This window comes from Acidovorax sp. SDU_ACID1, from assembly GCF_045291395.1.
In the GTDB taxonomy this organism is placed as follows: domain Bacteria; phylum Pseudomonadota; class Gammaproteobacteria; order Burkholderiales; family Burkholderiaceae_C; genus MR-S7.
On the sequence record NZ_CP152342.1, the window covers coordinates 1692589 to 1711507 of the forward strand.

Consider the following 18919-nt stretch of genomic DNA (forward strand, 5'->3'; position numbering starts at 1 on the left):
TTCGGCGTAGAACCCTGTAGCGGCCGGGTGCAGGGGGCGCCACGGTATGATTCCAGCCTTCCCGCCACCGCCGTCATCGCCGCTGCAGCAGCCCCGTGCGCCTCAATTCCATCAAACTCGCCGGCTTCAAGTCGTTCGCCGAGCCCACCAACTTCATGCTCCCCGGCCAGCTCGTGGGCGTGGTGGGCCCCAACGGCTGCGGCAAGTCCAACATCATGGACGCGGTGCGCTGGGTGCTGGGCGAATCCAAGGCCAGCGAGCTGCGCGGCGAGAGCATGCAGGACGTGATCTTCAACGGCACCACGCACCGCAAGCCCGCCAGCCGCTCCAGCGTGGAGCTGACCTTCGACAACAGCGACCACCGCGCGGGCGGGCAGTGGAACCAGTTCACCGAGATCGCCGTCAAGCGCGTGCTCACGCGCGACGGCGCCAGCAGCTACTACATCAACAACCAGCCCGTGCGCCGGCGCGACGTGCAGGACGTGTTCCTGGGCACCGGCCTGGGCCCGCGCGCCTACGCCATCATCGGCCAGGGCACCATCAGCCGCATCATCGAGTCGCGCCCCGAGGAGCTGCGCCTGTTCCTGGAGGAAGCCGCGGGTGTCTCCAAGTACAAGGAGCGCCGCCGCGAGACCGAGAACCGCCTGGCCGACACGCGCGAGAACCTCACGCGCGTCGAGGACATCCTGCGCGAGCTGAACGCCAACCTCGAAAAGCTGGAAAAGCAGGCCGAGGTGGCCGCCAAATACAACGCGCTGCAGCACGACGCCACGCTCAAGCAGCACCAGCTCTGGTACCTGAAGCGCGCCGATGCCGAGGCCGAGCAGACCCGCGTGCGCAACGAGGGCCTGCAGGCCGTGAACGACCTCGAATCGCGCATGGCGGACCTGCGCCGCGTGGAGGCCGACCTGGAGACCATCCGCCAGGCGCACTACGAGGCCGGCGACCAGGTGAACCAGGCCCAGGGCAAGCTCTACGAGGCCACGGCCGAGGTCGGCAAGCTGGAGGCCGAGATCCGCTACGTGGTCGAGGGCCGCCAGCGCGTGGAGCAGCGCCTGGTGCAGCTCGCCGAGCAGATCGCCCAGTGGTCCGCCCGCAAGGAAGAGGCCGAGGCCGAGGTGGAGAACATCGAAGGCTCGGGCATTCATGCGGAGGAGCAGGCCGAGCTGCTGGCCGCTCAGGTCGAGGAGCAGGCCATGCAGCTGCCCGACCTCGAAGAGGCCCTGCGCCAGAACCAGCAGCGCAGCGAGGAGCAGCGCGCCGCCGTGGTTCAGGTGCAGCAGCAGATACAGGTGCTGGCCGCCGAGCAGCGCAGCCTGGACGAGCAGAGCCGCCAGCTCGAAGCGCGCCACGAGCGCCTGCGCACCGACCGCAACGCCCTGGCCGCGCCCGACGAGGCGCGCCTGGAGAACCTGCGCCAGCAGCTCCAGGAGGCGCAGGAGGGCGCCGAGATGGCCGAGGCCCGCCTGGCCGAGCTGCAGGACAGCGTGCCGCAACTGGACGAGGAACGCCGCGCGCGCCAGCAGGCCGTGAACCAGGAGGCCGCGCGCCAGGCCGACCTGTCCGCGCGGCTGGAGGCGCTGAAGGCGCTGCAGGAAAAGGTGAAGGTGGACGGCAAACTCCAGCCCTGGCTCGCCAAGCACGGCCTGGACGGGCTGCAGGGCCTGTGGAGCCGCATCCACATCGAGCCCGGCTGGGAGAACGCGCTGGAGGCCGCGCTGCGCGAGCGCCTGGCCGCGCTGCCCGTGGGCCAGCTCGACCGCGTGCGCGGCTTTCTCGGCGCGGGCGGGCAGGACGCGCCGCCCGCCAAGCTGGCCTTCTACAGCAGCCCCACCGCGCCCGCTGCGGAAGGTGCGGCCGGCCAGCCGCGCCTGGCCGACCTGCTGCGCGTGCACGACGCAGGCCTGCGCGCGGTGCTCGCGGGCTGGCTGCAGGGCTGCTACACCGCGCAGTCGCTCGACGACGCGCTCGCCCGCCGCGCACAACTGCAGCCGGGCGAGGCGGTCTACGTCGCCAGCGGCCACGCGGTGGATGCGTACAGCGTGAGCTTCTACGCGCAGGACTCCGAACAGTCCGGCCTGCTCGCGCGCGCTCAGGAAATCGAGCACCTTGAAAAGGAGCTGCGTGCTCAGGCCCTGATCGCCGAGGAGGCGCGCACGGCCCTGGTGCGCGCCGAGGCCGCGTATGCCGATGCCTCGCAGCGCCTCGTCGCCGCGCGCCGCGAGGCCACCGAATCGCAAGGCCGCGCGCACGAGCTGCAGGTCGAAACCCTGCGCCTGTCGCAACTGGCCGAGCAGGCCCGCGCGCGCAGCGCGCAGATCGGCGCCGACCTGTTCGAGGTGGAGGCCCAGCTGTCCGACCTGCAGGAGCGCCGCGTCTCCGCCGAGGCGCGCTTCGAGGAGCTGGACATGCAGCTCGCCGACAGCCAGGAGCGCCACGCGCAGCTCGGCGACCGCGTGATCGAGGCCGAGCGGCGCCTGGCCGAATGCCGCGAGCAGCAGCGCACGCTGGAGCGCCAAGCGCAGGAGGCGCAGTTCTCCCAGCGCAGCCTGCAGGCGCGCCGCGCCGAGCTGGCGCGCACCATCGACACTGCGGGCTCCCAGGCCCGGTCGCTGGCCGACGAGCGCCAGCGCGCCCAGGATGAGCTGGGCCGCCTGACCGATGCCGCCGCGCAAGGCGGGCTGCAGCAGGCGCTGGACTTGAAGATGGAGCGCGAAGGCCAGCTCGCCGCCCAGCGCAGCCAGTACGACGACCTGACCGCCCGCCTGCGCGCGAGCGACGAGCTGCGCATGCAGCACGAGCGCGCGCTGGACCCACTGCGCCAGCGCATTACCGAATTCCAGCTGAAGGAACAGGCCGCGCGCCTGGGCCTGGAGCAGTACGGCACCTTGCTGCAGGACGCGCAGGCCGACCTGGAGGCCGTGGCCCGCTCCATCGAGGAAGGCAACGTGCGCGTCGGCGGCCTGCAGAGCGAGATCGACCGCCTGCACCGCGAGATCGCCGCCCTGGGCGCCGTGAACCTCGCCGCGCTGGACGAGCTGACCCTGGCGCGCGAGCGCAAGACCTTCCTGGACGCGCAGACCGAAGACCTGACGCTGGCCATGACCACGCTGGAAGACGCGATCAAGAAAATCGACGGCGAGACGCGCACGCTGCTGTCGGGCACGTTCGACACCGTCAACCACCACTTCGGCCGCATGTTCCCTGAGCTGTTCGGCGGCGGCCAGGCCAAGCTCATCATGACGGGCGACGAGATCCTCGACTCCGGCGTGCAGGTCATGGCCCAGCCGCCGGGCAAGAAGAACCAGACCATCCACCTGCTTTCGGGCGGCGAGAAGGCGCTCACGGCCATCGCGCTGGTGTTCGCCATCTTCCAGCTCAACCCCGCGCCGTTCTGCCTGCTCGACGAGGTGGACGCGCCGCTGGACGACGCCAACACCGAGCGCTACGCCAAGCTGGTCGCCAGCATGTCCAAGGGCACGCAGTTCCTGTTCATCAGCCACAACAAGATCGCCATGGAAATGGCCGAGCAACTCATCGGCGTGACCATGCAGGAGCAGGGCGTCTCGCGCATCGTGGCGGTCGACATGGAATCCGCCTTGTCAATGGCAGAGGCTTGAACCATCCCATCATGAGCAACTTCCAACTCGGACTCATCATCGCCGGCGGCCTCGTGCTGATCGTCGTCGTCGCCTACAACGCCTGGACCACCCACCGCAACGCGCCCAAGCGGCCGCAGCCGAACCCGCCCGAGGCCGCGCAGGACGGCGCGCCGCGCCAGGAGCCCGCGTTCGACGGCCCGGCGCTCGCGGTGGGCGAGGGCGGGGGCATGGAGCCCAGCCTGGACGGCCACGCGATCCACGTGCAGGACGCCCTTGACCTGCCCGTGCCGCCGCCCGAGCGCCGCGGCGGGCTGGACGCGCTGATCGACGCCATCGCCCCCGTCGCCGCCGAGCAGCCGGTCTCGGGCGACGCCGCCCTGGCGGCCATGCCGCCCACGCGCCGCGCGGGCAGCAAGCCCTTCGCCATCGAGGGCCTGAACGAGGCCACCCGCCAGTGGGAAACGCCGCAGCCCGGCCAGCGCTACCAGCAGTTCCAGGCCGGCGTGCAACTGGCCAACCGCGTGGGCGCGCTCAACGAGATCGAGTTCTCCGAATTCGTGATGAAGACCCAGGGCTTCGCCGACGCCATCAACGCCGCGCCCGACTTCCCCGACATGCTGCACGAGGTGGCCCGCGCGCGCGAGCTGGACCAGTTCGCCAGCGACCACGACGCCCAGCTCACCTTCGTGCTGCGCGCGCGCCAGGCCGCATGGAGCCCCGGCTACGTGCAGCAGCATGCCGCGCGGCTGGGCTTCCTGCCCGGCGCCATGCCGGGCCGCCTGGTGCTGCCCGCGAGCGGCCCCGGCCTGCCGCCCATGCTCACGCTGGCCTACGACCCGCAGGCCGCCATGTCCGACGAGCCCGAGCAGTCCGCCGTGCGCGACGTGATCCTGAGCCTGGACGTGGCCCAGGTGCACCGTGCCGAGCAGCCCTTCGCGCGCCTGCGCGAGGCCGCCGCCGCCCTGTGCCAGGCCATGGACGGCGTGCTGTGCGACCAGAACGGCACGCCGCTGCCCGCCATGACCATGGAGCCCATCGCCGCCGACCTGGAGCAGCTCTACGACACGCTCGACCAGCGCGAGCTGTCGGCCGGCTCGGTGCTGGCGCGGCGGCTGTTCAGCTAGGAGCCGGCATGATCGACCTGCGCGCCCACGATGTGCGCTCCTTCCTCCCGGCCCAGGACTTCGCGCTGTCCAAGGCGTTCTATACGGCCCTGGGCTGCACCCTGGAGTGGTCGGACGACGGCCTGGCGCTGTTCCAGCTGGGCGGGGCGCGGTTCTACCTCCAGCGCTACTACGTGAAGGAATGGGCGGACAACTGCATGCTGCACATTTCCGTGCAGGACGCGGCCCAGTGCTTCGCGGACGTCTCGCGGCTCATCGACACGGGCCGCTTCCCCGGCGCCCGCGTGGCCGCGCCGAAGCAGGAGCCCTACGGCGCGTGCGTGACCTACGTCTGGGACCCTTCGGGCGTGCTGCTGCACCTGGCCCAGTGGGACCGGGCCTGACCCTTCCTGGCATGTCTGAACAATCCGACCTTTTTCAGCTCCAGCGCCCAAGGGGCCTGCGCTGGTAGCCAGCAAAATCGAAGCGCTGCGCGACCAGCTCAACCAGTGGGCGCACGCGTACTACGTGCTCGACGCGCCCAGCGTGCCCGACGCCGAGTACGACCGCCTGTTCCAGCAGCTGCAGGCGCTCGAAGGCGCCTACCCAGACCTGGTCACGCCCGACTCGCCCACGCAGCGCGTGATCGGCGCGGTGATGGAGGGCCTCACGCCCGTGCGCCACCAGGTGCCCATGCTCTCCATCCGCACCGAGACCGACACCGAGGCCACCGGCGCCGAAGCGTTCGATGCACGCGTGCGGCGCGAGCTGAAGCTGGCGCCCGATGCCCCGCCCGTCGAATACGTGGCCGAGCCCAAGTTCGATGGCCTGGCGATGAGCCTGCGCTACGAGCGCGGCCGCCTGGTGCAGGCCGCCACGCGCGGCGACGGCGAGGTGGGCGAGGAGGTGACGCACAACATCCGCACCATCCGCCAGATCCCGCTCACGCTGCCCAAGGACGCGCCGCCGGTGCTGGAGGTGCGCGGCGAGGTCTACATGCGACGCGCAGACTTCGAGCGGCTCAACGAGCGCCAGCGCGAGCAGGGCGGCAAGACCTTCGTGAACCCGCGCAACGCGGCGGCGGGCGCGGTGCGCCAGCTCGATTCGGGCATCGCCGCGCAGCGGCCGCTGTCGTTCTTCGCCTATGGCGTGGGCGAGGTGGAGGGCGCGGAGTTCGCCACGCACTTCGCGCTGCTGGAGAAGCTCAGATCATGGGGTTTTCCGGTCGCAGCGCAGGTGCAGATTGCGCGAGGTGCTACGGAACTCATAGCATTCCACCAGCGCATCGGCGCCGAGCGGGATCAGCTGCCCTACGACATCGACGGCGTGGTCTACAAGGTCAACAGCCTGGCGCTGCAAAGGCAGCTCGGCTTCGTGACGCGCGAGCCGCGCTGGGCCGTGGCGCACAAATACCCGGCGCAGGAGATGATGACGCGCGTGGAGGGCATCGACGTGCAGGTGGGCCGCACCGGCAAGCTCACGCCCGTGGCGCGCCTGGCGCCCGTGTTTGTGGGCGGCGTCACCGTCACCAACGCCACGCTGCACAACCTGTTCGAGCTGCGCCGCAAGCGCGTGCGCGTGGGCGACGAGGTCATCGTGCGCCGCGCGGGCGACGTGATTCCCGAGGTGGTGGGCGTGGTGCCCGCACCGCGCGCCGGCTACGTGCCCAACTTTCGCATGCCCGCGCAGTGCCCGATCTGCGGGAGCAGCGTGGTGCGCGAGCCGGGCGAGGTCAACCACCGCTGCTCCGGCGGCCTGTTCTGCCCCGCGCAGCGCAAGCAGGCGGTGCTGCACTTCGCCCAGCGCCGCGCGATGGACATCGAGGGCCTGGGCGAGAAGCTGGTGGACCAGCTCGTCGAGGGCCATGTGATCCGCGTGCTGCCCGACCTGTTCCGGCTGGGCCTGTCGAGCCTCAGCGAGCTGGACCGCATGGCCGAGAAGTCCGCGCAGAACGTGCTCGACGCGCTGCAGAAATCCAAGCGCACCACGCTGCCGCGCTTCCTGTTCGGCCTGGGCATCCGCCACGTGGGCGAGGCCACGGCCAAGGACCTGGCGCGGCACTTCGGTGCGCTGGACTCCATCATGGACGCGAGCGTGGACCAGCTCCTGCAAGTGAACGACGTGGGCCCTGTGGTGGCCGAGGCCATCCACACGTTCTTCGCCCAGCCGCACAACCGCGAGGTGGTGGAGCAGCTGCGCGCCTGCGGCGTCACCTGGGAAGAGGGCGAGCCGCAAGAGGGTGCCACGCTGCCCCTCGCGGGCAAGACCATCGTGCTCACCGGCACGCTGCCCACGCTGGGCCGCGACGAGGCCAAGGACTTGCTCGAAGCCGCGGGCGCCAAGGTAGCCGGCTCGGTCAGCAAGAAGACCCACTACGTGGTGGCCGGCGCCGAGGCAGGCAGCAAGCTGGAGAAGGCCCAGGCGCTGGGCATTCCCGTGCTGGACGAAGACGGCCTGCGTGCGCTGCTGGACGGGAGCCTGTAGCGCATGGTGCTGTCGCGCCGCACCCCCGGCTGGGCCTGGCGCTGGGCAGCGGCTCCGCGCGCGGCTGGGCGCACATCGGCGTGCTGCAGGTGCTGCAGGAGGAGGGGCTCAAGCCCGACGTGGTCTGCGGCGCGTCCATCGGCGCGCTGGTGGGCGCGGCCTACGCGGGCGGCGAGCTGGAGCGTTTCGCCGACTGGGTGCAGGGCCTGGGCATGCGCGACGTGTTCGGCTTCATGGACTTCAACCTCGCGGGCGGCATGCTCAAGGGCGAAAAACTCATCGCCTTCTGGCGCCGCCACTTCGCGGATTTCGACATCGAGGACTCGCCGCTGGCCTTCGGTGCCGTGGCGACGGACCTACATTCGGGCGCCGAGGTGTGGCTGCGCGAAGGCTCCATTGCCGACGCGGTGCGCGCCTCCATCGCGCTGCCCGGCCTGTTCACGCCCGTGGCGCGGGCGGACGGGCGGCTGCTGGTCGACGGCGGCATCGTCAACCCCGTGCCGGCCTCGCTCGCACGCGCGATGGGAGCGGACATCGTCATCGCGGTGGACCTGAACACCGACATCCTGCACCGCCACATGCAGCCCTTGGCCGTGGTGCAGGACCCGCCGCCGGAGCAGCCCGGCGCGGTGCCCGAGCCCGAGCCGGCCGCCAGCACCGACTGGATGAGCCGCCTGCGGTTCTGGGCACCTGCCGGGGCGCCCGCAGCAGGCCCGGCCGTGGCGCCCCTGCCGCGCAAGCCCTCCGTGCTGGACGTGGTGATGACCAGCGTCACCATCATGCAGATGCGCATCACCCGCAGCCGCATGGCGGGCGACCCGCCCGAGGTGGTGGTGGCGCCCAGCCTCGCGCACCTGGGCCTGCTGGACTTCCACCGCGCGCCCGAGGCGATCGCCGAGGGCCGCCGCGCCGCACAGGCTGCGTTGCCGCAGTTGCGGCGATTCATGGGGTGATAAGTGGTTGATTGGCAATAATTGGCCGTATAAAAATCAATTTTTGAATTTTTACGGCCAATGGACTACCTGCCCCTTTCCGACAACGCCGCGCGCCAGGTGATCGATGCGGCCACCGTGTTCGACGAGCACGCACGCGTCGCGCGGGATGCGCGTACCTGTGCGGGCGGCATGTACTGGAAACGCCAAGGGGAGTACGAATACCTGGTCAAGACGCAACCGGACAACCGCCAGACCCGCATCGGCGCGCGCAGCGCCGAGACTGAAGCCACCTACGCCGCTTTCACGGAGCGCAAGGCGCAGTGCCAGGCCCGGCTGCAATCGCTGCGCATGGCACTCAGGGATGCCGAGCGCATGAACAAGGCGCTGAAGGTCGGCAGGGCTCCGGCCTTGCTCATCACGCTGCTGCATACCCTGGCCGAAAGCGGCCTGGACCGGCACTTCGCGGTGGTCGGCACGCATGCCCTCTACGCCTACGAGATGGCTGCGGGCGTGCGCATCGTGCAGGGTGCGCTGGCCACGCAGGACGTGGATCTGCTCTGGGATGCGCGGCGACGTGTGCAATTCCTGGCGGACATGCAAAGGCTCGATGTGTCCATGCTCCAGGTGCTGCAGCGTGCCGACCCGAGCTTCCGTCGCAAGGAAGGCCAGAACGAGACGGCCATCAACGCCCAGGGTTTCGAGGTGGATTTCCTGCGCCGGCAGCCCGAAGGCGACGATCCGCACCCATTCCGCTTCTCCAGCGACGAAGAGGACCTCTGGCCTGTGCAGGCTCGGCGCGCCTCGTTCCTCACGAGCGCCGCGCGCTTCGAGCAGGTGGTGGTTTCCGCCACGGGGCGGATGGCGCGCATGCGCACCATTGCGCCCGCAGCCTTCGTGGCCTTCAAGCGCTGGATGGCGGCCGAGGCGCCGCACCGCGAACCCATCAAGCGCCGGCGCGATGCACGCCAGGCGGATATCGTGCAAGCCCTGATGGACGAGGGATTGCTTCTGAATTGATAGCTGCTTGCGCTTGTCGAATAGGCGCCAGAGCCCATTTTGACCATGAATCCATCCGATATTCCCCGCACCGCCTGGCAGGCGCTGCGCCGTTTTCTGCGCAAGCCCGACCGCCTGTGGTCGCAGCACACCCTCGCGCTGTTCCTGGCGGCCGTGCCTGCAGCAGTGCTGCTCTACGTGCTGGCGCTGGTTCCGTTCACTCCGGCGATCAGCGACATCCGCAAGGCCAAGACCGACCAGCCGGCGCAGCTCGTCTCCAGCGACGGGCGGCTGCTGGCCGAGTACAAGTGGGTCAACCGCGAGTGGGTGCCGCTCGATGCGATCGCGCCCGCGGTGGTGGACGCGCTGATCGCCACCGAGGACCACCGCTTCTACGAGCACTTCGGGCTGGACTGGCGGCGCACGCTCTCGGCCGTGGTACGCACGGCGGGGGGCGACCGGCAGGGCGGCTCGACCATCACGCAGCAGCTTGCGCGCAACCTGTATCCCGAGGAGATCGGCCGCGCGCCCACGCTCACGCGCAAGCTCAAGGAGGCGATCACCGCGCTCAAGATCGAGTGGAGCTATTCCAAGGACGAGATCCTGGAGACCTACCTGAACACCGTGCCCTTCCTCTACAACGCCTATGGCATCGAGATGGCGGCGCGCACGTATTTCGACAAGTCGGCCGACAAGCTCACGGTGCTGGAGAGCGCCACGCTGATCGGCATGCTCAAGGGCACGGCCTACTACAACCCCGTGCTCAACCCCGAGCGCGCACAAGCACGGCGCAACACGGTGCTCGCGCAGATGAAGAAGCGCGGCAAGCTCGCGGCCGCCGAATACGACACGCTGGCCAAGCGTCCGCTGCGCATCCGCTTCGAGCGCCAGAGCGAGGTGGCGGGCCTGGCGCCGCACCTGGCGCAGCAACTGCGGCGCCAGCTCATCGACTGGGCGGACCGCAACGGCTACAGCCTGTATTCCGACGGGCTCGTGGTGCGCACCACCATCGACGGCCGCCTGCAGGAGATCGCCACCCAGGCCGTGCAGCGCCAGGGCCGGGCGCTGCAGGGCGTGGCCGACGGGGCTTGGGCGCCGCGCGGCGTGTGGGGCCCCAAGAGCACGCTGGTGCAGCAGCTGGTGCGCGAGTCCGCGCGCTACGAAAAGGCCGTGGCCGCGGGCGGCGAGCCCGATGCGGTGCTGCAGGACCTGCTCCAGGATGCCGCCTTCCTGCGCGAACTGCGCGCCGCCAAGACCCGCGTGCAGGCCGGCTTCATGGCGCTCGACCCGCGCAGCGGCGCGGTGCTGGCCTGGGTGGGCAGCCGCGACTACGGCAGCGACCCGTTCGACCACGTGCAGGCCGCACGGCGCCAGCCGGGCTCCACGTTCAAGCCTTTCGTCTACGGCGCGGCCTTCGCCAAGGGCATGCTGCCCACCGACACGCTGCTGGACACGTCTGTCGAGATCCCCCTGGGCGGCAAGCGTGTCTGGCGCCCCACGGACGGCAATACTCCGCCGAGCGAGGGGCCCATGCAATTGCGCGACGGGCTGGCCTATTCCAAGAACACCATCACCGTCCAGCTCATGCAGCAGGTGGGCCCCGAACGCGTGGCGCAGCTCGCGCGCGCCATGGGCGTGCGCGAGTCGAAGCTGGAGCCCGTGCCCGCGCTGGCGCTGGGCACGAGCGACGTCACGCTCAAGGAAATGGTGGCCGCCTACGGCACCATCGCCAGCGCAGGGAGCTACCGGGCGCCGCAGGTCATCACGCGCATCGAGGACAAGGAGGGCAGGCTGCTGGAGGAGTTCAAGGCCGCGCCGTCCGAGCGCGCCCTGGGCCTCACCGCGGCGCAGGAACTGCGCGACGCGCTGCGCGGCGTGGTGGACAAGGGCACGGGCGCGGCCATCCGCAGCCGCTACGGCATCACCGCCGACGTGGCCGGCAAGACCGGCACCACGCAGGACAACACCGACGGCTGGTTCATCCTCATGCACCCGCAGCTCGTGGCCGGAGCCTGGGTGGGCTTCAACGACGCGCGCATCACCCTGCGCAGCGACTACTGGGGCCAGGGCGCGCACAGCGCTTTGCCGATGGTGGGGGACGTGTTCCGCCAGGCGCTGCGCGCCAAGCTCATCGACGCGCGCGAGCGCTTCGTCGACGAGGAGGAAAGCTCCTGGGCCGGCCGCACGGCGGGGGCCGTGAGCGCCCTGCGCAACTGGGTCTACGACCTGTTCGGCCGCCCCACCGGGGAGCAGGCCGGCCCGGCAGGCGCGCCCGAGCCCGAACTGCCGCGCGCGCCCGCGCCCCCGGCCAGCGCCGCCAGCGCGCCTCTGGAGAGCGAGCGCCCCGAGATCACCGACGCGCCCCTGGTGCCGCTGCAGGAAGTGGCGCCGCGCGCACCGGTGCCCGTGGAGCCGCCCGTGTGGATGACGGAGCCCGACGGGCCGCAGCCCGAGCCGGGCATGGTGACGACGGAGCCGGTGCACCGCGGCGTGGTCGTGCCCAGCCCGTGGGAAAGCCCGCCGCAGTAGACCCTAGACGATGTCGATGCAGTGCATGCCGAAGCGCCCCGCGCGGCGGTCGGCGAAGTAGCGCTCCAGCGTGGCCTTCACCGTGCGGAAGGCCAGCTCGTCCCAGGGAATCTCGTCTTCGGTGAACAGGCGCGCCTCGATGGTCTCGTAGCCGGGGTTGAACCGGTCGCTGAGCAGCGTGGCCAGGTAGAACAGGTGCACCTGTCCCACGCGCGGCACGTTCAGCACCGAGAACAGCGGGCCCATCTCGATCTGCGCGCCCGCTTCCTCGTCGGTCTCGCGCGCCGCGCCCTGCGCGGTGGTCTCGTCCAGTTCCATGAAGCCCGCGGGCAGCGTCCACTTGCCCCAGCGCGGCTCGATGTTGCGCTTGCACAGCAGCACGCGGTCGCCCAGAGCGGGCACCGTGCCCACCACGTTCAGCGGGTTCTCGTAGTGGATGGTGCCGCAGGCGGGGCAGACGGCGCGCTCGCGCGTGTCGCCGTCGTCGGGCACGCGGTAGACCACGGCCGATCCGCACGCGCGGCAATGCTGGATGGGGCGGCGGAAGGTCATGCTTTCTTTTTGAATCAAAAACGGCTCCAGCGCCCGTCCATCAAGCGCTGGCAGCTATGGTTGTGGTAGCGGTCAGGTGAGCGCGACGCGCAGGGAGCCCAGGCCGTCGATGCCACCTTCCAGCACATCGCCGCGCACCACCGCGCCCACGCCTTCGGGCGTGCCGGTGAAGATCAGGTCGCCCGGCTGCAGCGTCCATGCGGCGCTGAGGTGTTCGATGGTTTCGGCGATGTTCCAGATGAGCTTGTCCACGTTGCTGCGCTGGCGGTCGGCGCCGTTCACCTGCAGCCAGATGGCGGCCTTCTCCACGTCGCCTGCCTGGGCCACGGGCGTGATGGGGCCGATGGGCGCGCTGGTCTCGAAGCCCTTGCCGATGCACCAGGGGCGGCCCTGCTTCTTCATGTCGTTCTGCAGGTCGCGGCGGGTCATGTCCAGGCCCACGGCGTAGCCCCAGATGTGCTGCAGCGCGTCCTGCGCCTTGATGTTGGCACCGCCCTTGCCGATGGCGACGACCAGCTCGATCTCGTGGTGCAGGTTGGCCGTGAGCGTGGGGTAGGGCATGTGGCCCGTCTCGCCGGCGGCCACGGGCAGCACGGCGTCGGCGGGCTTCATGAAGAAGAAGGGCGGCTCGCGGCCGGTGAATCCCATTTCCTTGGCGTGCTCGGCGTAGTTGCGGCCCACGCAGTAGATGCGGTGCACGGGGAAACGGTCGGCCGTGCCGGCGACGGGCACACTGGCCTGGGGAGCGGGGAGAATCACGTAGGAAGTCATGGAAAGCCAAGCGTTTCGAAGGAGCATGCAGTGTGCCACGGTGCCTTATGCTGCGCTCCATGAAGCTCTACAACTACTTCCGTTCCTCGGCATCGTTCCGCGTGCGCATCGCGCTCGAGATCAAGGGCCTGCCCTACGAATACCTGCCGGTGCACCTGGTGAAGGGCGAGCAGCACGCGCCGGCCTACGCCCAGCGCCAGGGCGACGCGCTGGTGCCGGCGCTGGAAACCGATGACGGCCACCTGCTCGCGCAGTCGATGGCCATCATCGAATACCTGGAAGAAACCCACGCCGCGCCGCCGCTGTTGCCGCCGGACGCGCTGGCCCGCGCCCGCGTGCGTGCGCTCGCGCAGATGGTGGCCTGCGAGATCCACCCGCTCAACAACCTGCGCGTGCTCAAGTACCTCAAGCACCAGCTGCAGGTGACGGACGAGGCCAAGGACGCCTGGTACCGCCACTGGGTGCGCAGCGGCCTGGAGGCCTACGAGCGCCAGTTCGCCCTGCTGGCCGCGGAGCGCGATGGCGCGGGCCTGCCGCCCTCCGTCTACAGCTGGGGCGACACGCCCACCTTGGCCGACTGCTGCCTGGTGCCGCAGATCTTCAACGGCCAGCGCTTCCAGGTCGACATGGGCGGCCTGCCGCGCACCATGGCCGCGTTCGAGGCCTGCATGCAGCTGCCCGCATTCCAGCGCGCGCAGCCCTCGGCCTGCCCCGACTGCGAGGGCTGACCCCCGTGGCAGCGCAGCCCGCCGACTGGCTCAGGCCCGACTGGCCCGCGCCCGCGCACGTCCACGCCGTGTGCACCACGCGCGCCGGCGGCGTGAGCGCCGCGCCCTGGGACAGTTTCAACCTGGGGCGCTACGCGGGCGACGCCCCCGCTGCCGTGCGCGCCAACTGGGCCACGCTGCAGGCGGTGCTGAGTGCGGAAGGCCCCGCGGATGGCCGCCCCGTGCGCCCCGTGTACCTGCGGCAGGTGCACGGCACGGTCCTGCAGCCTCTGCTGGCGGACACGCCCGACGGCATCGAGGCCGATGCCTGCACCACTGCGCAGGCCGGCGTGGCCTGCGTGGCCATGGCCGCCGACTGTCTGCCCGTGCTCTTCACCGACCGCGCCGGCACCCGCGTGGCGGCCGCGCATGCGGGCTGGCGCGGGCTGGCGGCGGGGGTGCTGGAATCGGCTTTGGAGTCATTTCAGCCTCCAGCGCTTGCTGGCCAAGCGCAAGCAGCTATGAAAAAAGAAGCGATCGAGGCGGCGGACGTCATCGCTTGGCTGGGCCCTTGCATCGGCCCCACGGCGTTCGAGGTCGGCCCCGAAGTGCGCGAGGCTTTTTGCGTGCAGGACGGCGCGGCTGCTGCGCACTTCCGGCCCCAGGCCGGCGGCAAGTATCTGGCCGACCTGGCTGGCCTGGCGCGCCAGCGCCTTCGCGCGGCAGGTGTGGAGCGGCTCTACGGCAACGACAGTTCGCCTGCGTGGTGCACCGTGGGCAACCCGTCACGGTTCTTTTCCTACCGGCGGGACAACCCCGCTTCGGCGCCAGTGGGCGCATGGCCGCCTGCATCTGGCTGGCCGGCTGACGGCGCGGCCTGCGCCTCCGCCGTGCGCTCGGCCTGCTCGCGCGCACGCAGCGCGCGCTTGCGTGCCGGCGTGCCCAGGATGTAGAGCACCAGGCCCAGGGGCAGCAGCCCGTAGAGCACGAACGTGACGATGGCGCCCAGCACCGTGCCGTTGGCGGCCGTGGCTTCGGCCACGGCCATCAGCAGGGTGATGTACAGCCACGCAATGACCACCAGATACATGAACGGACAGGAAACAAAGGGTTTTGGAGGGGCCTTGGTGAATGCCATGGCTTGCGGGGCGGTTCCGGGCTCGGCAACAATGGTTGCCATGGCTCGCGGGCGAGGGCCCGCGCCATGGCACATGCATTCACAAGGAGGCAGCATGGATTCTGACGCAGGCTGGGCCGAAGGCGCCCGGCAATTCCAGCAGATTTTCGGTGACGGCTGGACCAAGATGCTGCAAGCATTGCAACCCGTGGACATGGGCGCCCTGTCCACGGCCCTGAAGCCGCACCAGCCCGTGGGCTTCGCGCCCGGCAAGCTGGCCGAGCTGCAGCAGCAGTACATGGAAAGCGCCCGCGCCCTGTGGAGCCAGGGCTGGCAGGCAGCGCCCCCGCAAGGCGGCGACAAGCGCTTCAGCGGCGACGGCTGGGCGCAAAACCCCCTGTCGGCGTTCTCCGTGGCGGCCTACCAGCTGCAGGCACGCACGCTCATGGGGCTGGTCGATGCCGTGGAGGCCGACGACAAGACCCGCGCGCGCATCCGATTCAGCGTGGAGCAGTGGCTGGCCGCCATGGCGCCCAGCAACTTCCTGGCCTTCAACGCCGACGCGCAGAAGAAAGCGCTGGAAACCCAGGGCGAGAGCATCGCCAAGGGTGTGGCCAACCTGCTGCACGACCTGCGCCAGGGCCACATCTCCATGACCGACGAAAGCCGCTTCGAGGTGGGCCGCAACGTGGCCACGACCGAGGGCGCGGTGGTGTTCGAGAACGAGCTGTTCCAGCTCATCGAATACAAGCCGCTCACGCCCAAGGTGTACGAGCGTCCTTTCCTCATGGTGCCGCCGTGCATCAACAAGTTCTACATCCTTGACCTGCAGCCCGACAACTCGGTGATCCGCTACGCCGTGTCGCAGGGCCACCGCACCTTCGTGGTGAGCTGGCGCAACCCGGACATGTCGCTCGCCGACAAGACCTGGGACCACTACATCGAGGACGCGGTGCTCACCGCCATCGCCACCGTGCAGCAGATCACGGGCGCGCCGCAGATCAACGCCCTGGGCTTCTGCGTGGGCGGCACCATGCTGGCCAACGCCCTGGCCGTGCTGGCCGCGCGCGGCGAGGAGCCTGTGGCCAGCGCCACCTTCCTCACCACGCTCATCAACTTCTCCGATACCGGCATCCTCGATGTCTTCATCGACGAGAGCTTCGTGCGCCTGCGCGAGATGCAGATGGGGCAGGGCGGGCTCATGAAGGGGCAGGAGCTGGCATCGACCTTCAGCTTCCTGCGGCCCAACGACCTGGTGTGGAACTACGTGGTGGGCAACTACCTCAAGGGCGAGACGCCGCCCGCGTTCGACCTGCTCTACTGGAACAGCGACGCCACCAACCTGCCCGGCCCGTATTACGCCTGGTACCTGCGCAACTTCTACCTGGAGAACAACCTCATCCAGCCCGGCAAGCTCACCGTCTGCGGCGAGAAGCTGGACCTGCGCAAGGTGAAGCTGCCCGTGTACATCTACGGCTCGCGCGAGGACCACATCGTGCCCATCGGCGCGGCCTACGCCTCCACGCAGGTGCTGCCGGGCAAGAAGCGTTTCGTGATGGGCGCCTCCGGCCACATCGCGGGCGTGATCAATCCGCCGGCCAAGAAAAAGCGCAGCCACTGGCTGCGCGAGGACGGCAAGCTGCCGGCCACGCTGGACGAGTGGGTGCAAGGTGCCACCGAACTGCCCGGAAGCTGGTGGGACGACTGGGCCGCCTGGCTCAAGGGCCATGCGGGCAAGCAGGTCGCCGCGCCCAAGTCCTACGGCAAGGCGCCCAAGTTCAAGGCCATCGAGCCCGCGCCCGGCAGCTACGTCCAGCAGAAGGCCTGAGGGTTTTCCGCGGCATTGATTACGCAATAGTCCTGACAGCAGGCAGATTCAGAATGCATTGCAGGGCCTGCGCCGCCACGTGCGCGGGTCCCGCCAAATACGGCCTTTCGGCCGGATGAAAGAAAGGAAGACATCATGGAAGACATCGTCATCGTCTCTGCCGTACGCACGCCTGTGGGCAAGTTCGGCGGCGCACTCGCCAAGACGCCCGCCACCGAGCTGGGCGCCCTCGTTATCCGCGAGGCGCTGGCGCGTGCGCGGGTGGCTCCCGACCAGGTGGGCGAAGTCATCATGGGCCAGGTGCTCGCGGCCGGCTGCGGCCAGAACCCTGCACGCCAGGCCATGATGAAGGCCGGCGTGGCCAAGGAAACCCCCGCGCTCACCATCAACGCCGTGTGCGGCTCCGGCCTGAAGGCCGTGATGCTGGCCGCGCAGGCCGTCGCCACGGGCGACAGCGAGATCGTCGTGGCCGGCGGCCAGGAAAACATGAGCCTCTCGGCCCACGTGCTCAACGGCTCGCGCGACGGCCAGCGCATGGGCGACTGGAAGCTGGTGGACACCATGATCGTGGACGGCCTCTGGGACGTCTACAACCAGTACCACATGGGCATCACCGCCGAGAACGTGGCCAAGCAGCACGGCATCACGCGCGAGATGCAGGACGCGCTGGCCCTTGCCAGCCAGCAGAAGGCCGCGGCCGCGCAGGACGCCGGCCGCTTCGCCGACGAGATCGTGCCCGTATCGCTGCCGCAGAAGAAGGGCGACCCCATCGTCTTCGCGGCCGACGAATACCTCAACCGCAAGACCAATGCCGATGCCCTGGCCGGCCTGCGCCCCGCCTTCGACAAGGCCGGCTCCGTGACTGCGGGCAACGCCTCGGGCATCAACGACGGCGCTGCCGCCGTCGTGGTCATGAGTGCCAAGAAGGCTGCGGCCCTGGGCCTCAAGCCCCTGGCGCGCATCGCGGCCTTCGGCACGAGCGGCCTCGACCCGGCCACCATGGGCATGGGCCCGGTGCCCGCATCGCGCAAGGCGCTGCAGCGTGCAGGCTGGAACGTGGGCGACGTGGACCTGTTCGAACTCAACGAAGCCTTCGCCGCGCAGGCCTGCGCTGTGAACAAGGAGCTGGGCGTCGACCCCGCCAAGGTGAACGTGAACGGCGGCGCCATCGCCATCGGCCACCCCATCGGCGCATCGGGTTGCCGCGTGCTGGTCACGCTGCTGCACGAAATGCAGCGCCGCGACGCCAAGAAGGGGCTGGCCGCGCTGTGCATCGGCGGCGGCATGGGCGTTTCGCTGGCGGTGGAGCGCTGAGCAGCCAGACGGGCCCTGTGCGAGCAGGGCCTCCAGGCCTACAGGCCGCGCCCTCGGGCGCGGCTTTTTTCATGGTCCCATGGCAATGCATGGTGCATCCATAACCCGTCATCATCGCATGCCTGAGGGCCTCCAAAATCTCTGCGGCGCCCCGTGTTTTCCTCGACGGAAACACCGCGATTCTTGGGTAGAGTGGCACTTGGAACACATTCCGTTTTGCCAAACCAGGAGAGCACAATGAGTCAGAAGATCGCGTACGTCACAGGAGGCATGGGGGGCATCGGCACTGCCATTTGCCAGCGTCTGCACCGGGATGGTTTCAAGGTCATCGCAGGTTGCGGCCCGACGCGCGACTACGAGAAATGGCTGGGAGAGCAGAAGGCACAGGGCTACACCTTTCATGCATCGGTGGGCAACGTGGGCGACTGGGACTCCACCGTCGAGGCCTTCACCAAGGCCAAGTCCGAGCACGGCAGCATCGACGTGCTGGTCAACAACGCCGGCATCACGCGCGACCGCATGTTCGTCAAGATGACGCGCGAGGACTGGGACGCGGTGATCGAGACCAACCTCAACAGCATGTTCAACGTGACCAAGCAGGTCGTGGGCGACATGGTGGAGAAGGGCTGGGGCCGCATCGTCAACATCAGCAGCGTGAACGGCGAAAAGGGCCAGGCCGGACAGACCAACTACTCGGCCGCCAAGGCGGGCATGCACGGGTTCTCGATGGCTCTGGCGCAGGAGCTGGCCACCAAGGGCGTGACCGTGAACACCGTGAGCCCGGGCTACATCGGCACCGACATGGTCAAGGCCATCCGTCCGGACGTGCTGGAAAAGATCGTGGCGACGGTGCCGGTCAAGCGCCTGGGCGAGCCCAGCGAGATCGCATCCATCATCTCGTGGCTTTCCTCGGAAGAAGGCGGCTACGCCACGGGGGCGGATTTCTCCGTCAATGGCGGCCTGCACATGGGCTAAGCATGC

At 69.6% G+C, this 18919-nt stretch carries 13 protein-coding genes and 2 pseudogenes; 12 read left to right on the forward strand and 3 right to left on the reverse strand.

The window, feature by feature from the left end:
• The first annotated feature begins 95 nt into the window (after positions 1-95).
• From smc to AAG689_RS08370, 7 genes are read left to right on the forward strand one after another with little or no spacing between them, the layout of a single operon-like run.
• A complete protein-coding gene (gene smc, locus AAG689_RS08340) occupies positions 96-3620 on the forward strand; it encodes a chromosome segregation protein SMC (protein ID WP_406625552.1) in 3525 nt (1174 codons plus the stop codon).
• Positions 3621-3631: 11 nt separating this feature from the next.
• On the forward strand, positions 3632-4726 hold the full coding sequence (locus AAG689_RS08345) for a ZipA FtsZ-binding region (protein WP_024001878.1): 1095 nt from the start codon (positions 3632-3634) through the stop codon (positions 4724-4726).
• 8 nt (positions 4727-4734) lie between these two features.
• Positions 4735-5109: a hypothetical protein gene (locus tag AAG689_RS08350; RefSeq protein ID WP_406625553.1), complete on the forward strand. Its 375-nt coding sequence runs from the start codon at positions 4735-4737 to the stop codon at positions 5107-5109.
• Positions 5110-5131: 22 nt separating this feature from the next.
• The gene (gene ligA, locus AAG689_RS08355; protein WP_406626309.1) at positions 5132-7189 is read left to right on the forward strand and encodes an NAD-dependent DNA ligase LigA; all 2058 of its coding nucleotides are present in this window, start codon (positions 5132-5134) and stop codon (positions 7187-7189) included.
• Between the two features lie 29 nt (positions 7190-7218).
• Positions 7219-8142, forward strand: a complete 924-nt coding sequence (locus AAG689_RS08360; protein ID WP_406626310.1) for a patatin-like phospholipase family protein — start codon at positions 7219-7221, stop codon at positions 8140-8142.
• 60 nt (positions 8143-8202) lie between these two features.
• On the forward strand, positions 8203-9141 hold the full coding sequence (locus AAG689_RS08365) for a GSU2403 family nucleotidyltransferase fold protein (protein ID WP_406625554.1): 939 nt from the start codon (positions 8203-8205) through the stop codon (positions 9139-9141).
• 45 nt (positions 9142-9186) lie between these two features.
• Complete coding sequence (locus tag AAG689_RS08370) at positions 9187-11649, forward strand: transglycosylase domain-containing protein (protein ID WP_406625555.1); 2463 nt, start codon at positions 9187-9189, stop codon at positions 11647-11649.
• A gap of 3 nt (positions 11650-11652) precedes the next feature.
• On the opposite strand, the gene AAG689_RS08375 is transcribed toward AAG689_RS08370, so the two are convergent.
• Positions 11653-12201 carry an NUDIX hydrolase gene (locus tag AAG689_RS08375; protein WP_406625556.1) on the reverse strand — a complete coding sequence of 183 codons (549 nt, stop codon included), beginning with the start codon at positions 12199-12201 and terminating at the stop codon, positions 11653-11655.
• 72 nt (positions 12202-12273) lie between these two features.
• A complete protein-coding gene (locus tag AAG689_RS08380; protein WP_406625557.1) occupies positions 12274-12972 on the reverse strand; it encodes a fumarylacetoacetate hydrolase family protein in 699 nt (232 codons plus the stop codon).
• Positions 12973-13031: 59 nt separating this feature from the next.
• Here AAG689_RS08380 and maiA point away from each other — a divergent pair, with 59 nt between their 5' ends.
• Both maiA and AAG689_RS08390 read left to right on the forward strand, forming a co-directional pair.
• Complete coding sequence (gene maiA, locus AAG689_RS08385; RefSeq protein ID WP_406625558.1) at positions 13032-13700, forward strand: maleylacetoacetate isomerase; 669 nt, start codon at positions 13032-13034, stop codon at positions 13698-13700.
• Between the two features lie 92 nt (positions 13701-13792).
• Positions 13793-14434: pseudogene (locus tag AAG689_RS08390) on the forward strand (polyphenol oxidase family protein); the annotation flags it as partial.
• Positions 14435-14464: 30 nt separating this feature from the next.
• Here the strand turns inward: AAG689_RS08390 and AAG689_RS08395 are convergent.
• Positions 14465-14769 (reverse strand): annotated as a pseudogene (locus AAG689_RS08395) (hypothetical protein).
• A gap of 142 nt (positions 14770-14911) precedes the next feature.
• Between AAG689_RS08395 and AAG689_RS08400 the strand changes: the two are divergent.
• The 3 genes from AAG689_RS08400 (at position 14912) to phbB (ending at position 18913) form a co-directional block, all read left to right on the forward strand.
• Positions 14912-16624: a PHA/PHB synthase family protein gene (locus AAG689_RS08400; protein WP_406625559.1), complete on the forward strand. Its 1713-nt coding sequence runs from the start codon at positions 14912-14914 to the stop codon at positions 16622-16624.
• Positions 16625-16759: 135 nt separating this feature from the next.
• Complete coding sequence (locus tag AAG689_RS08405) at positions 16760-17938, forward strand: acetyl-CoA C-acetyltransferase (protein ID WP_020229624.1); 1179 nt, start codon at positions 16760-16762, stop codon at positions 17936-17938.
• 237 nt (positions 17939-18175) lie between these two features.
• The gene (gene phbB / locus AAG689_RS08410) at positions 18176-18913 is read left to right on the forward strand and encodes an acetoacetyl-CoA reductase (protein ID WP_406625560.1); all 738 of its coding nucleotides are present in this window, start codon (positions 18176-18178) and stop codon (positions 18911-18913) included.
• The last annotated feature ends 6 nt before the right edge of the window (positions 18914-18919 follow it).

What these genes read in the sequence shown, in the direction of transcription:
- AAG689_RS08405 (WP_020229624.1), top strand. Translation starts at nt 16,760, where the DNA reads ATGGAAGACATCGTCATCGTCTCTGCCGTACGCACGCCTGTGGGCAAG.
- AAG689_RS08345 (WP_024001878.1), top strand. Translation starts at nt 3,632, where the DNA reads ATGAGCAACTTCCAACTCGGACTCATCATCGCCGGCGGCCTCGTGCTG.
- phbB (WP_406625560.1), top strand. Translation starts at nt 18,176, where the DNA reads ATGAGTCAGAAGATCGCGTACGTCACAGGAGGCATGGGGGGCATCGGC.
- AAG689_RS08365 (WP_406625554.1), top strand. Translation starts at nt 8,203, where the DNA reads ATGGACTACCTGCCCCTTTCCGACAACGCCGCGCGCCAGGTGATCGAT.
- AAG689_RS08370 (WP_406625555.1), top strand. Translation starts at nt 9,187, where the DNA reads ATGAATCCATCCGATATTCCCCGCACCGCCTGGCAGGCGCTGCGCCGT.
- AAG689_RS08375 (WP_406625556.1), bottom strand. Translation starts at nt 12,201, where the DNA reads ATGACCTTCCGCCGCCCCATCCAGCATTGCCGCGCGTGCGGATCGGCC.
- AAG689_RS08400 (WP_406625559.1), top strand. Translation starts at nt 14,912, where the DNA reads ATGGATTCTGACGCAGGCTGGGCCGAAGGCGCCCGGCAATTCCAGCAG.
- AAG689_RS08380 (WP_406625557.1), bottom strand. Translation starts at nt 12,972, where the DNA reads ATGACTTCCTACGTGATTCTCCCCGCTCCCCAGGCCAGTGTGCCCGTC.
- AAG689_RS08350 (WP_406625553.1), top strand. Translation starts at nt 4,735, where the DNA reads ATGATCGACCTGCGCGCCCACGATGTGCGCTCCTTCCTCCCGGCCCAG.
- maiA (WP_406625558.1), top strand. Translation starts at nt 13,032, where the DNA reads ATGAAGCTCTACAACTACTTCCGTTCCTCGGCATCGTTCCGCGTGCGC.